This window comes from Candidatus Hydrogenedentota bacterium (assembly GCA_016791475.1).
Taxonomy (GTDB): Bacteria; Hydrogenedentota; Hydrogenedentia; order Hydrogenedentales; family JAEUWI01; genus JAEUWI01.
The window spans coordinates 143,152-157,355 of record JAEUWI010000003.1 but is presented as its reverse complement, the minus strand read 5'-3'; the positions used below and the strand labels follow the sequence as shown (position 1 = coordinate 157,355).

At 57.5% G+C, this 14,204-nt stretch carries 11 protein-coding genes; 9 read left to right on the top strand and 2 right to left on the bottom strand.

Features of this window, described 5'->3' with window-relative positions:
- Positions 1–21: 21 nt before the first annotated feature.
- Entirely contained in the window at positions 22–456 is a 435-nt protein-coding gene (locus JNK74_02770; protein MBL7645092.1) for a GNAT family N-acetyltransferase, read from the bottom strand.
- A 183-nt stretch (positions 457–639) separates the two neighbouring features.
- On the opposite strand from JNK74_02770, the gene JNK74_02765 reads away from it, so the two are divergent.
- Positions 640–1,644 (top strand): ThuA domain-containing protein, encoded by a 1,005-nt coding sequence (locus JNK74_02765; protein ID MBL7645091.1) that lies wholly within the window; start codon positions 640–642, stop codon positions 1,642–1,644.
- Positions 1,645–1,726: 82 nt separating this feature from the next.
- On the opposite strand, the gene JNK74_02760 is transcribed toward JNK74_02765, so the two are convergent.
- Entirely contained in the window at positions 1,727–3,655 is a 1,929-nt protein-coding gene (locus JNK74_02760) for an acyl-CoA dehydrogenase family protein (protein MBL7645090.1), read from the bottom strand.
- Between the two features lie 358 nt (positions 3,656–4,013).
- Between JNK74_02760 and JNK74_02755 the strand changes: the two genes are divergently transcribed.
- From JNK74_02755 to JNK74_02720, 8 genes are all read left to right on the top strand, one after another.
- Entirely contained in the window at positions 4,014–4,715 is a 702-nt protein-coding gene (locus JNK74_02755; protein ID MBL7645089.1) for a hypothetical protein, read from the top strand.
- Between the two features lie 469 nt (positions 4,716–5,184).
- The gene (locus JNK74_02750; GenBank protein MBL7645088.1) at positions 5,185–6,015 is read left to right on the top strand and encodes a dynamin family protein; all 831 of its coding nucleotides are present in this window, start codon (positions 5,185–5,187) and stop codon (positions 6,013–6,015) included.
- Positions 6,012–8,192: a dynamin family protein gene (locus JNK74_02745; GenBank protein MBL7645087.1), complete on the top strand. Its 2,181-nt coding sequence runs from the start codon at positions 6,012–6,014 to the stop codon at positions 8,190–8,192. Before JNK74_02750 ends, JNK74_02745 begins: the two co-directional genes overlap by 4 nt.
- Positions 8,193–8,726: 534 nt before the next feature.
- On the top strand, positions 8,727–9,395 hold the full coding sequence (locus tag JNK74_02740) for a hypothetical protein (protein ID MBL7645086.1): 669 nt from the start codon (positions 8,727–8,729) through the stop codon (positions 9,393–9,395).
- 113 nt (positions 9,396–9,508) lie between these two features.
- Positions 9,509–11,398, top strand: coding sequence for a sigma-70 family RNA polymerase sigma factor (locus JNK74_02735; GenBank protein ID MBL7645085.1), 1,890 nt, complete (start codon positions 9,509–9,511; stop codon positions 11,396–11,398).
- A gap of 84 nt (positions 11,399–11,482) precedes the next feature.
- Positions 11,483–12,148: a hypothetical protein gene (locus JNK74_02730; protein ID MBL7645084.1), complete on the top strand. Its 666-nt coding sequence runs from the start codon at positions 11,483–11,485 to the stop codon at positions 12,146–12,148.
- A 597-nt stretch (positions 12,149–12,745) separates the two neighbouring features.
- Positions 12,746–13,411, top strand: a complete 666-nt coding sequence (locus JNK74_02725) for a hypothetical protein (protein ID MBL7645083.1) — start codon at positions 12,746–12,748, stop codon at positions 13,409–13,411.
- On the top strand, positions 13,401–14,111 hold the full coding sequence (locus JNK74_02720) for a hypothetical protein (GenBank protein ID MBL7645082.1): 711 nt from the start codon (positions 13,401–13,403) through the stop codon (positions 14,109–14,111). The genes JNK74_02725 and JNK74_02720 overlap by 11 nt, the downstream gene beginning before the upstream one ends.
- Positions 14,112–14,204: the final 93 nt, after the last annotated feature.

The window sequence follows — 14,204 nt, the reverse complement described above, 5'->3', positions numbered from 1 at the left end:
CGGCCACCCGTTTCCCTCCCTTCAACCTCCTTGCAACTGAAGTCCGAAGTGGCGCGACGTGATCTCCATGCTCTTGCCAAGATAAAACCGGTGTGCGTCGAATCGTTGCACGCCGCTGTCCAGGTGCAGCGCGCGGACGCCCTCCCGCCGGGCTTCTTCCACCAGCCAGTCAAAAAGTTGCCCGCCGAAGCCCTGACCGCGCCGCGCGGTATCCGTGATCAGGTCGTCCACATAGAGGTAGGGCCCGTAGATCAGATTTTCAAGGAAGCGATAGCCCGCCAGAGAGACGAGCGTCCCTTCGGACTCCAGCGCGACGAGATGGTAGCACTGGGTCTCAAACTGCCGTTTCACCCGCGCACAGAAGGTGGCCTCGTCCAGATGGGGTCTCAGTTGCGCCATGATCGGATAACATCGGCGAATGGATTCATGCTCTCGGATTCGTTGTATGGATATCATCGGTTGCTCCTCCTTGTCTGGCTGCGGCGGCCGCGCCGGTGCGGCGTTCCTGTCGTTACGCGCCGGGATGCATACCGGCGATTGCCCCGGAGCCGTGGCCGTGCTATGGTATAGCGTTGACCGGGCGGCCAGGCTCCGCCGGGTATTGGCATCAACGCTGAGCGATCAACGAAGGAGAGAAGGATGTCGAAAGTGATTCGAGGGGCGATGCTGGCCCTGGCCATTGTCGTCTGCGCTTCCGCCGCGCATGCGGCCGGCGTGACCTATGCGGACCAGGAAGGCCCAGGCAAGGGCAAGCACATCGTCTTCATTACGGGTGACGAGGAGTACCGTTCCGAGGAAGGGATGCCCCAACTGGCGAAGATTCTCGCCACGCACCACGGTTTTACCTGCACGGTGCTCTTCTCCATCAACAAGGATACCGGCGAGATCGACCCCACAACGCTGGACAATATCCCCGGTCTGGAGGCGCTCGAATCGGCGGATCTGATGGTGCTGTTCACGCGCTTTCGGGAGCTGCCCGATGCCGATATGAAGCGGATTATCGATTACACGAATTCCGGGAGGCCCATCATCGCCCTGCGCACGGCCACCCATCCCTTCAACTACATCGTGAATACCGCCAGCCCTTACGCCAAATATACGTGGAACAATGAAGACGAATCCTTCAAGGGCGGCTATGGGCGGCAGGTGCTCGGTGAGACCTGGGTTACCCACTATGGACACCACGGTCATGAAAGCACCCGTGGCGCCATCGTGCCGGAAATGAAGGGGCACCCCATCGTGCGGGGTTGCGAGGACATTTGGGGCGACACGGACGTATACGGTATTAACAACCTCACGGGCGATAGCCAGCCTTTGGTCAACGGGATTGTGTTGACCGGTATGAACCCGACGGACCCGCCGAGCACGGAAAAGACGGCGGTTCAGCCCATCGCCTGGATCAAAACCTACACGGGCGAAAGCGGCAAGCCTTCCCGCATCTTCACCACCACCATGGGCGCGTCGCGGGATCTGCTGAGCGAGGGGCTCCGCCGCCTGCTGGTGAACGCCGCGTACTGGGGCGTGGGCCTGGAAGACCAGATACCGGCCCGGAGCAAGGTGGATATCGTCGGCGAATATAACCCGACGCCCTTCGGCTTTGGCAAGCACACCAAAGGGCTGAAGCCGGAAGACCTCAAGGACTGACGGGGAAATCCAGAGTTATAAATAAACGCCGGGTGCGGAGCGCACCCGGCGTTTTTCAATTGATGCTGGAACGGGCCCTGCGCTATTCGGTCTTGGCCAGATCTTCCGCCGCCGTTGACTGGGGCAGATTGTCGGCAAAGTTGCGGTAGGCCCGGGGCAGATCCTCGAATACGTCTTTCGAAAGCCACCGGTATTTTCCGCTCATGAGGGAATCGGCCACCTTGTTAAAGGACCGGTTGTGATTGTCCTTGACCGCCTTGAAGTTGGCCTCGATCCGTTTACGCGCATTCTCGCAGAAGAGGTCGGCGAGTTCCTGGGGGCTCTGGTCGCTCTTGTTCTGGGCCAGCAGGTGTTCGGTATTTGCAAGCACGCATCCCATCACAAAAAGGTCCACGCCGATGTCGACGAAGTTGGCCAGGATCAATTGCTCGAATTCCAGCTTTTCCTTGTACTTGCCCATCGTGTGGAACAGATTTCGAGCAAGTCGTTTGCAGGTCTTGGCGGCAAAGGCCAAATGTTCGCGGTTCGCGGGGTTCAGGTGGGTCACGTTGAAGTCCAGCGTCGGCGGCATCCACACCTTCGGGTACCAGCCCATGTAGAACTTCGCAGCCGCCGCGATATACGACCATTTCTTTCCCTTCTGATCGCCTTTCGGCATCAGAATCGGCATGACCAGCTTGAAGTGGGTGTCCATCGCCTCGCGGGCCATGATGAGGTGCATGACTTCCGTGGAGCCTTCAAAGATGCGGCCCACGCGCATGTCGCGCAGGGTACGATTCACCGACACGGGCTTTTCGCCGCGCTGGTAAATGGATGTGTCGTCCTCGAAGCCACGCCCGCCGCGGACCTGCAGAAATTCGTCCAGGAGGCGCGAGGTTGTTTCGGTGCAGAAGTATTTGGCCGCGGCGGCCTCCAGACGGATGTCGGCGTTCTTGCGATCCGCGAAGGAGCTGACCATGTACACGAGGCTCTCCATGGCGAAGGTGTCGGCGGCCATGTTGGCAATCTTCTTGGCGATGGACTGGTGCTTACCAATGGGCACGCCCCACTGAATACGGTTGTTCACCCATTCCTGGCAGTCCAGCAGATACTTCTTACAGGAACCGGCGGAGGCGGCCGGGATGCCGAGTCGACCGGCATTCAACGTCGTGAGGGCAATCTTGAGGCCCTGTCCAGGCTTGCCGATCATGTTTTCGGCGGGCACCTTGACGTTGTTGAAGAGGAGCAGGCCATTTCCGATGCCTTTGAGGCCCATGAACTGACAGCGGTGGGCCACGGTCACTCCGGGAGAATTGGTCTCCACGATGAATGTGGAAATCTGGGGAATTTCACGGCCATTCTTGATGATGGAAGGGGTCTTGGCCATCACCACCATGAGCGTGGCCGCCGTGCCGTTGGTGCACCAGAGCTTTTCCCCGTTGATGAGGTAGTAGCTGCCGTCTTCCGACGGCGTGGCCGTGGTGGACATCTTGGCCGGATCGGAGCCCACATCGGGCTCGGTGAGGGCGAAAGCGGAGATCTCACCGCCGGCGAGACGGGGAAGGAACTTCTGCTTCTGCGCTTCCGTCCCGAAAAGCTTCAAGGGCTGGGGAACACCGATGCTCTGGTGTGCGGAGACCCACGTAACCGTGGACTGGCAATAGCTGCCGATAAAGCTGAGCACCCGACCGTAGTTCCACTGGGAAAGGCCAAGTCCTCCATACTTCTTGTCGATCTTCATGCCGAAGACACCGATCTTCGCGAGCTCTTCGAGAACATGCACAGGGTAGTCGCCGGTCGCATCCACCGCGATGGGATCGAGGTGCTCGTCGAGAACGGCGCGTATCTTTTCGATAAGCTCGTCACCGACTTTCTGGTCCTCGGCGTCCTGCTTCGGATAGGGATGGAGCAGGTCCCATCGGAAGTTTCCGCGAAACATCTCCGCGGTAAAGCTTGGGAATTGCCACTCGGTTTCCCGTGCGGCTTCTGCGAGTTCCATCGCCTGATCTTTGGCGTTCTGTTGTTCTGCCATGCTGGGGTCCTCTTTACCTAACGACCGGTAAGTCGCGCTCTGGGCCAAAAAATGGTCGCATCGCTCCCTCCCCCTTCCGGGGACGGAAGCCCGCGATACTTGATTGACGATACATCTGCTAACTGAGCATAACATAATATTCACGGTGAGGCTACCTTTTGTGTGCCACGGCTATTGCAAGACCGCAAATTCTGCTGGTAGGATTGCGATATGGCCTTTGCAACGAGAACTACACGAATCTACGTGAATGCACACCTTGTAAGTGGATACTTTGACGATGGGTTTCAGGAATAATTATTAGCCTTATTCGCACTGGGTCGCGCTAAGACCGTTCGGCTGCACAGGGAGGCAATTCGCCTTGACTACTAAACACGTCATTCCTTCCACCGCGCATCCGTTGATTGCCGCGACATTGCCTGGGCTTTGCGGTCTAACAATGGGCATTATCTGTAGCATTGGTGGAAGTGCCATGGGCTATCGTTTTGGCCAGCTTTTCGTGCCCATGGAATCGCCGGAATCAGACCCCAGACTGGCGATGCTTCTTGGCGTTGTAATCCCATGGCTGTTGTTTCTTGGCTTCTTTCTCGTAGGCCTCTTGCTCATGCGGTTCTATCGGCGGGGCCTGCGTAACTATCATGACTTGCTGGTTGGGCGGTTGTTACTAGCCAAAGGCGAAAAGCGACCACTGCCCAACTTGCTGCAACTTAAGATAGAGTGGCCACTCCTGGCCTCCGGATTGATTCTGCTTGGGGCAATCTCATATGGTGATAGTGCCCAAGAAGCGGTGTGGTCGATGAGTGGTTTTTGCGGCCTGTTGGCCAGTGTGATGACGACATACGCCGAGCGGAAGAATATCTACGATGACGCAGTCAATGCACTGGGCGAAGTGAGAGCAGACTCCGGTTCACCATCCGCGATTGGCAACCTTCCGGCGCGTGTAAAAGCGCTGCTTGTTATTACGGCTTTGGTCGTTTGTATGTCATCTCTACCCATTATCTTTCTGTTCGGTCGAATCGTGATGCTTACGGGGGAATTGGTCGATCTTACCGGACCGCAGTGATGTCAAACCTAATCCGTCTACACGCGATTAATGCCGTCAATCTGCGGACGGGTTATCCAATGCTGGAAATTCGTTCACCACGGGAGGTGTTGGAAAATGAGCACGAAAACTTTTGATTCCGTCGCAATGATGCGCAATCTTCGTGAGCGCCTGAGCCAGGATATGGCAGGAATGTCCTCCGAAGAGCGGATCCGCCATATCCACGAAAAGGCTGCTGGGACACCCTTGGGCGCACGCTTTCTAACTCTTCAAGGCAAACCAGAAACTTTTCCGGGAGCGACTCAGCCACCAAGCTCCCGATAGCCTCATTCCCGCATCGGGCGTCGCGCGAATCCATTCCGGGGAAACGCTTATCCGCAAAAGACTTGCGCAACACGGGACCGGCTGGCTATCATCCCCGAAACCCTGGAGGGGTAAATGGCGACCTCGGGCCCGCCCCCACCCTCCCGCGAAAGGATTAAGGATAGCAATGCAGGAAAGCACGCCCACCCCGTGTGTATTTGTGGTCGGGGATTACAATACGGGCAAATCCACGCTGCTCAACGCCCTGCTCCGGCAGGAAGTGCTTCACACCAGCCGCGAGGAAGGCCGCGCCTTCCCCACTTTCCTTTGCCGTATCTCCGAGAACCACGACCGCTTCGCCGCAGTCAGTGCGAAGGATGGCAGCCTTGTACCCAAGACGCACGACGAGTTTCTTCGCCTCCGGAAAGAGGAAGAGCAGCCTCCCGCTTTTCGGGCGCTGGCCGCGGGCTGTGTTCATGCCCCGTTCAACAACCTGATTCTTGTGGACACGGCGGGCATGTCCACGGACGCCTGCGAGTCGCTGGAAATCGCCGATTTGAAGGATCAGGAAGATGGATTGGTGCTGGTGGTGACGGATATCGAATATTGGGCCGCGAAGCACACGATGGACTTTATCGCTTTTCACCAGGAGCAATTCGGCGATTCGATCATGGTGGTTGCCAACAAGGCCGACCACCTGAATGCCCAGGAAATCGAGCGGATTCACCAGAAGGCCTCTCAGCGCATGGAAGAATACGGCATCAATCCCGCCCCCCGCTTTTTCACCATTTCAGCGCGCCTGGAGCAATTCCGCCTGGAGCCGAAAAACGAATACCGCTGCCGGACGAAGGCCCGCGTGCGGGAATTATGCGACAGCGGCTTTGACGCGCTTCGCGTCGCGCTGTACGAATTTGAGGCCGCTCGCGGTCGTCGCTTTCCTCGTCCCGCGCTGGACGCGGTGGTCTCCATGCCTCTGGCCGCTTCCTTTCTGTCGTCCCATGAAGGAGTGCAAGCATGAAGTTCAAGGATATGGAGGCGCACCGCGCCTGGGCCCTTTCCGCGCTGGACACGCTCAGTGAATTCGTTGAACGGGACGAGGACTTTCACGGCAACCAGAAGTTCGAGGCGAAGTCGCTGCTCTATCAGCGCCGCTGTGTGGAAGATGGCAAGTACCGCGTGGTCTTCCTGGGCACCTTCAACGTGGGCAAGTCCACGGCCATCAATGCCTTTCTGGGCGGCGGTTACCTGCCGATGGACGTGGAGGAATGCACCTCGAAGCTGACCTTCATTCAGCGCGGCGAGCAGATGACGCTGTCCATGAATCTCAGCGAACCTGTTTCCGAGGAAGAGCAAGAGGCCCTGATTCTCGCGCTGCAGGGTGTTCCGGCAAGCATCGATATTTCCGGGGATCGCGCCCGGATCGAGATTCGCTTCGCGGGCCACCACCCCGACTGGATGCGGAAGAGCCTGGAGCCGCTGGTGACCGTGGCGGCGGATGAGTCCTTTCCCCATCTGGCCCCCCTGCGCGAAAAGATTGAAGAACTCGATCTTTCCCTGCCCTCGGAAGTGCTGGAAGAAGACATCGTCTTCGTGGATACCCCCGGCGTCCATAGTGTTTCCGAGACGCGCCAGGAAATCACCTACGGGGTCATCGAACGTAGCCACCTGGTCATCTCTTTTGTGGACAGCGGTTTTGCCGGGAATATCCACGATCTGAATTTTATCAAGCGCATCATAAAATGGCGCGGGCGACGGGTCTTTTTCGTGCTCAACAAGGCGGACAAGCTGGAGAGCAACGAAATCGATATCCGCGGGGCCCGCGGCCCGGCAAAGAGTCTGGTGCAGGCCTTCGTGCGCCACGACATCCCCGAAGACTCGGAAATCTTCTATTTCTCCGGCTACCGCGCCTTGCGGGCCCAGGAGCTTGATCAGGGGTACATCGCACTGGCTGAAGTGCTGGATGACAATAAGGTTTCCATTCCCACAAGCGTCGCCGAGCGAATCACCGACGAGGAAGAGCCGGTGGCCGAGCTGTCAAGTTATCTTATGCTCCAGAGCCGCCTGCCCCATTTGAAAGAACGCCTCGTTGATTATCTGCTCAACGAAAACAAGGCCGGAGCTGTTCTGGAGACCGCCGTTCACTTTGTGGGCGAGCGGGCGGACGCCTTCGCCGCCGGGCTCATGAACGAATTGACCCTGGCCAGGGACCCCTCCATGTTCAACGAGCTTCGGGCGAACCGCGAGCGGCTCATGAGCCGGCTGGAAGAGATACGGGCCAGCAGCGCCGACGTACTGAACCGCTACCGCATTCGCTGCAAGGGTGGCACGCTGGACGGCGAAACGCTCGAAGGCTACGAGGCCCAGTTTCGCGGCGAAATGAACGAAAAGGCCATCAAAGAAAAAGTAATAGACCCTATCCTGACCTGGCTGCGTACGGACAACAACCTGAAGCAGGCGCGCCGTCAGAAGTTTCAGCCCCTCTCCGCCCAGACGGAGCATCAGGTGGACGAATTCGTGTCCTCCATCATGGTCCGCCTCCAGACGACCATGGAAGCCGCCGAGCAGGAAGCCCGTGCTGCCATCGTGGAGAAACTCGGCGAGATCCGGGAGCTGCGGGTGCAGATGATCCAGCCGGCGGGTATCGAAGACTTTACCCTCGAAACCTCCATGACGAAGAGCTACGTGGCCTTTGGCACCGGCGGTGCGCTTGTAGGCATTGCCACCGGTGCCGCCGTGGGCACCACCATCGTACCCGTGATTGGTACGGCCATCGGCGCGGGCATCGGTGCGCTGATCGGCGCCGTGGGCGGCTTCCTTACCCGGCTGGCCTGGAGCGAGGACAAGTGGATCAAGAAGCTGGAGCCGGTCATCCGCCAGAACGTCATGGGCATGCTGCTTCAGGGCGGAAAAGACAAGCAGGGCAACCGGGCTGCCCCCGTGGCCGAGTCGGTCTCCGAATACCTGAACCGGCGCGGTACGGCCTTTTTCGATGCCGTGCAGTCCGAAGTGGACAATGCGATTGGAGCCGTCCAGCGGGAATGCGACGACCTGCTGGCCCGTGAAGAAGAAATCCGGCGGGAGCGGGAGGCCATCATCGCGCGGTTGGAGCCCAAAGTGAACCAGCTCCACGGCTTTCGCGCCGAGGCCCTGCGCCTGGTGGAGACGGTGTTTGCGACGGAAACCGTGCGGGCGTGAGATCTGAACCGCGAATGGACGCGAATGGACGCGAATTTTAGGGATTGTCTAAAACATTGATTGCGGAGCCCCTGGCGTAGCCGTTGGCCGCAATCAAGTAATTGGACCACGGAGCCACGGAGGCTCGGAGAAGAAGAAGAGCTTCAGAAGCGCCGGCCCCGCGTCACGGCACGCTTGCGTTTGATAAGGCATCTCGGCCTCCGTCCCATTTTTATTTTCTCCGCGCCTTCGTGGGCTCCGTGGTCAATGTATGCTTCCTGCGACCAATATAGACGGCCCGTTATATAATTCGCGTTAATTCGCGTCCATTCGCGGTTCAGATCCCCTTTCGCCGTCCCCCAATCGAATTTGCGTGAATTTGCGGAAATTTGCGGTTCCTTTTTTGAATATCCCCCTGTCTTTCCGCGTCCAATTTACCGGATGAACCGGGGCGGGATGATTTGCTACACTATCCGGCAGGTGTATACCCGTGGTTCTGTTTAACCAACAAGTTTCTACTTGTTACGACCCTGGCTGTAGTAAAAGGAGAATGTAATGAACAAAATGCGTGTTGTGGTGTGTGCCGGCGCGGCGATGGCGGCCCTCGGCGGGCTGGTGATGCCGTTCGCGGTGGCCCAGGAAATGGAAGCCATCAAGATCGAGCTTCCCGAAGCCTTCTTCGGCGGCACGCCCCTCGATTACTGGGGCCCGAACCTTGAAGCGGAAGACTACAAGGACCGCGCGCCTTTCATGGCCCCCAAGGGTACGGCCGTGATTTCCAAGGGCAAGGCCGTAAAGGCCAGTGGCGACCCGACCGTGGGCGAGCTGAAGCAGCTCACCGACGGCGACAAGGACTACGCCAAGACCAGCCTTATCGAGCTCCCCGAAGGCCTCCAGTGGGTGCAGATTGACCTGGAAAAGACCAGCGAAATCTACGCCGTGCTGGTGTGGCACTTCCACGAAGGCAAACGGGTGTACTTCGACCTCGTGGCCCAGGTTTCCGACGATCCCGAATTCAAGACGGGCGTGACCACGATCTACAACAACGACTTCGACAACTCCGCCGGTCTGGGTGTGGGCGAAGACAAAGAATACATCGAGAGCAACAAGGGCCGTCTCATCGACGCCAAGGGCACGAAGGGCCGTTACCTCCGCGTCTACGGCAAGGGCAGCACCGCCAGCGACTTCAACCACTTCATCGAAGTGGAAGTCTGGGGTAAGTAAGCTCACGTATTGCAGCATTAGACGCCTCCGACATCTCGTCGGGGGCGCTTTTTATTTTTCTGCTGATTTCCTCTCCGGTGTCGCTATAAGGATAATAGACTCTGGAGGCATTCATGGACATTTCCGATGTGGCCCTGTTGCGACGGTGGCAACAAAGTTCCGATAGCGAGGCATTCACCCTTCTGGTCATGCGCCACTCGGGCATGGTGTTCAACACATGCAACCGGATTCTGCGCAATCGCGCGGACGCGGAGGATGTGACCCAGGAGTGTTTCATGGAACTGGGCGCCGTTCACACCCTGGTCGGAAATTCGTTGGGGGGACTGCTCCACACGCTGGCCACGCACCGCTGCCTGGATCGGCTTAAGCGGGAGTCCCGCAGGCGCGAGAGGGAAATCCAATATGCCATGGGTCGGCCTTCGAGTTACACAGTCGGTTGGGATGACATCTACCCCCATATCGACGAGGCCATTGCGAGTTTGCCGGTAAAGTATCGTGAATCCATCATTCGACATTTTCTCAAAGGACAGACCCACGCCGAGATCGGTCGCGAACTGGGGATTGCGGATCCAACGGTTCGCTACCGCATCAACAAGGGAATCGAGCGTGTTCGCAGGGATCTTCATCGCCGTGGCATAACCGCATCCGCCAGCGTAGTGGGCACCGCCCTCGAAGAGAGCACTTCTGAGATGGTCAGTGCCAACCTGGCCGCCAACCTGGGCAAGTTGTCCCTCGCGGGTGCGGGAAATGTCCCTTCCACACCTCGCGCCGTACCGTCCCGAAAGAGTACCCTTGTCGCATCGAAAGTTTTCGGTATCATCGTCCTCGCGGCGCTCGCTGGCCTTATTGCCTGGACGCTGAAGACGGGGACTCCGCCCATCGAATCCCCCACGAGTCAGGTCACCTCCACCGCGCCTGTTGAATCGCCCGAAATGGGGAATACGGTGCCTGTGCAGGTACCGTCGGTTGCGGCTACGGTGGTCGAAGAGCCTGCCCCAGAAGAGGACCTTGCTGCTTCGAATGAACAGCCGCAGAATCCCATGCCGGAACCCGCAACCGAAGTGGCGTCCTCATTGCCACCCGTTGAATCGTCCGAGACCGAGGATTCCAGGCCCGAAAAAGATCGAGTAGCCTCAGATGAACAACCGCTGCGTCCTACGCCAGAGGCCGAAACTGAAATACCAACGCCTGTGCCACCGGTTGAATCGCCGGAGACCAGGGATTCAGTATCCACGGACGACGTGCTTGCAGTGGCTGAGCCACCGCTGGAGCCCAAACCCGCGCCCGATCAGACCGGGAAGATGCCTTCGGTAGAGTCTCCCGTAGTTGAGCGTCCCGAGCATGAAACAGCTCCAGCCACTTCCGTTGTAGATCCGGAAGAAGCCACACCGGAGTCCGAACCGTTTGCGGTAGCCAGCACGATGGAGCCTATTCAGGTAGAGCTCCCCGAAGCCTTCTTCGGCGGCACGCCCCTCGACTATTGGGGTCCGAATCTTGAAGCGGAAGATTACAAGGAGCGTCCCCCGTTCCTGGCTCCCAGCGGGACGACAATTATTTCCGCCGGTAAACCCGTTACGACCAGCAGCGAGCCCACGGTGGGCACGCTGAAGCAACTGACCGACGGAGACAAGAACTACGCCAAGACCAGCCTCATCGAACTCCCCGAAGGCCTGCAGTGGGTGCAGATTGACCTGGAAAAGACCAGCGAAATCTACGCCGTGCTCGTGTGGCATTTCCACGAAGGCAAACGGATCTATTTCGACCTCGTGGCCCAGGTATCCGACGACCCCGAGTTCAACAGGGGCGTGACGACGATCTACAACAACGACTACGACAACTCCGCCGGTCTGGGCGCGGGCGAAGACAAGGAATACATCGAGAGCAACAAGGGACGCCTCATCGACGCCAAGGGTGTCAGGGGCCGTTACCTCCGCGTCTACGGCAAAGGCAGCACCGCCAGCGACTTCAACCACTTTATTGAAGTGGAGGTCTGGGGCAAGTGACTCGCTGGTTCCAGTATGCGCCGACAAATCAGCCCGAACGTGGAATAATCCAAGATATATTGTGACAACCATTAAGGAGGCACCATGAACATCCAGGAACTCACTCGCAAACTCTGCGTCTTTGCCACCGCTGCCCTCATTTCGTGCGCGGGTGCCCGTGCCGAAGAGACCGAAGCCATCAAGATAGATCTACCCCGGGAGTTTTTCGGCGGGACGCCCATTAACTACTGGGGACCGAAGCTTGAAGAAAAAAGCATCAAACCTCGCGCGCCCTTTATGGCGCCCAAAGGCACCGCCATAATCTCGAAGGGCAAGCCGGTAAAAGCCAGCGCCGATCCGACGGTTGGTGAGTTGAAGCGCCTCACCGACGGGGACAAGGACTATGCGACAACGAGCCAGATCGAACTCCCGGAAGGGCTCCAGTGGGTGCAAATCGACTTGGAGAAGTCGAGTACCCTCTATGCCGTGCTGATCTGGCACTTTCACGAAGGGCAGCGGGTATACTTCGATCTGGTGGTTCAACTTTCCGAGGATCCTGAGTTCAAGACCGGCGTATCCACGCTGTACAACAACGATTTCGACAATTCCGCCGGCCTCGGCGTCGGGGAAGACAACGAGTATCAGGAGAGCTACCAGGGCCGCCTAATCGATGCCAAGGGTGCCAAGGGCCGCTACCTGCGTGTCTACGGCAAAGGCAGCACGGCCAGCGACTTCAACCACTTTATCGAAGTGGAGGTATGGGGAAAATGATGTCGTTGGTTCATCAGGTTTGATCGTACATTTTCACTTTTGTTGCGATCGCGCGCGTTAACCTTTTTGCGATTGTCCTGGCTCCGGAGGGGCCGCGGAACTTAGCCCAGCGTGAAGAGAGGAACGAGCGAAACGCTGGGATCTGCGGAATACCCATGTCTTAAACTCCCGAAGGGAGTGGCGGAAGACGAGCTGAGGTAAAGCGCTCTCGACACGAGAATCTATGTGTAGACTGTTGCTTTTGATGGTGTCAAGACATCAAAATCAACCGGTCTCCGATGGAATTGACAGCGTTTCCGTCACCCCCTTTGGGGGTTGAGCCATATCGCCACTCGGTTTCCCAGGGTTTCGCTCGTACCTCGCTTCACCCTGGGCTAAGTTCCGTAGCCCCTCCGGGGCAAAAACGAAAATAAAAAAGAGTCTGGGGCGGTGGTGGGCTTTTCTTGCGAGACTTCTCGAAGAAAAAGAGCAGAAGCCGCATGCGCTCTCGACTCCAATGGAAAACGTACGCTGAAACCGGATGAACCATATTCTTAACCATTGACAGCGGGATCGGACCCGCCAGTTTTTTTAGTTGCGAAAGGTTTTGAAGTACGCATGAATTCACCAATTCGAATTGCATTAATGGTCTCCACCTTGCTGCTCTCACCGGTCTTCGCCGAGGAGCAGGAGGCGCTGAAATTTGAACTGCCGAAAGCCTTTTACGGCGGCACGGTGATCTCCTATTGGAGTCCCAAGCTGGAATCGACGCTCTACCCCGAGCGGAAGCCGGTACTCGCCCCGAGGGGCACGTCCGTGGTGTCGCTGGGCAAGCCCGTGACCGCCAGCGCTGCGCCCACCATCGGCGAATTGAAGCAGATCAACGACGGCAACAAAGAATTCGGCAAGACGAGCCTGGTGGAGTTGCCGGAGGGCACCCAGTGGGTTCAGATCGACCTGGAAGCCCCCCACGCCATCCACGCGATCCTCCTCTGGCACTTTCATGAAGGCGCCCGGGTCTATTTCGACGTGATCGGCCAGATCTCCGACGACCCGGAGTTCAAGACCGGCGTGACGACGTTTTACAACAACGATTTCGACAATTCCAGTGGCCTCGGCCAGGGCGAGGACAAAGAGTACATCGACATTAGCGATGGGCGTCTCTTTGAGCTTAAGGGGAAGACCGGGCGCTACGTGCGGTTTTCGAGCCGGGGAAATACGGCGAATGATTTTAACAACTATGTCGAGATTGAGGTTTGGGGGAAGAAGGCAAATGGTGAATAGAGAATTCAGAATAACGGATGGGAAAACCATGTGGATTGCTGTGTTGCTCTTCGCCAGTCTATGGACCGCCATCCAGCCCGTCCACGGCGAAGAGCAACTTCCCGAAGAAGCCGAATTACAATTTGAGCTGCCCGAGCCATTCTTTGGGGGCACGCCTCTGGATGGATGGTTTCCGAATTTGGAGGAGTTTACCTATAAGGAACGTCCACCGTTTAAAGCGCCCGTGGGCACCGCAATTGTCTCCAGGCAAAAGCCTGTAAGCTCCAGTGCTTCGCCGCTGCGGGGAAAACTGGAACAAGTGGTTGATGGCAAGAAAGGCTACGAACCAGAAAACGTTCTGGAACTTCCCGAAGGGTTACAATGGACTCAGGTCGACCTCCAGGAAGAATTCGAGGTCTATGCCATCCTCCTTTGGCACAACTTCCGTGGAATCCATATTTATTTTGATGTCATAGGTCAGGCCTCGAACGATCCTGAGTTCAAGAAGGACGTAACCGAGTTTTACAACAACGATATCGACAACACTTCTCATCTGGGCGCGGGAAAAGACAAGGAGTACCTGGAAAGAAACTACGGACGACTTTTCGATCTGAAGGGAATCAAGGCCCGCTACATTCGCTTTTACGGCAACGGCAACACGAACACGTCCACGAACCAAGTAGTTGAAATCGAAGTATGGGGTAAGAAATCAGATAATTGACATCAGCCGCAACACACTCGGACTTAACCGAAGTCTTGCAGCGGAGACCTATGTGTTCTTTGCGTTCTTTGTGGTTCAAAAGGAATCTAACCA

Bases quoted from the DNA above. Each gene is read 5' to 3' on its own strand.
- JNK74_02770 (MBL7645092.1), bottom strand. From the start codon at position 456: ATGATATCCATACAACGAATCCGAGAGCATGAATCCATTCGCCGATGT.
- JNK74_02765 (MBL7645091.1), top strand. From the start codon at position 640: ATGTCGAAAGTGATTCGAGGGGCGATGCTGGCCCTGGCCATTGTCGTC.
- JNK74_02760 (MBL7645090.1), bottom strand. From the start codon at position 3,655: ATGGCAGAACAACAGAACGCCAAAGATCAGGCGATGGAACTCGCAGAA.
- JNK74_02750 (MBL7645088.1), top strand. From the start codon at position 5,185: ATGCAGGAAAGCACGCCCACCCCGTGTGTATTTGTGGTCGGGGATTAC.
- JNK74_02745 (MBL7645087.1), top strand. From the start codon at position 6,012: ATGAAGTTCAAGGATATGGAGGCGCACCGCGCCTGGGCCCTTTCCGCG.
- JNK74_02740 (MBL7645086.1), top strand. From the start codon at position 8,727: ATGAACAAAATGCGTGTTGTGGTGTGTGCCGGCGCGGCGATGGCGGCC.
- JNK74_02735 (MBL7645085.1), top strand. From the start codon at position 9,509: ATGGACATTTCCGATGTGGCCCTGTTGCGACGGTGGCAACAAAGTTCC.
- JNK74_02730 (MBL7645084.1), top strand. From the start codon at position 11,483: ATGAACATCCAGGAACTCACTCGCAAACTCTGCGTCTTTGCCACCGCT.
- JNK74_02725 (MBL7645083.1), top strand. From the start codon at position 12,746: ATGAATTCACCAATTCGAATTGCATTAATGGTCTCCACCTTGCTGCTC.
- JNK74_02720 (MBL7645082.1), top strand. From the start codon at position 13,401: ATGGTGAATAGAGAATTCAGAATAACGGATGGGAAAACCATGTGGATT.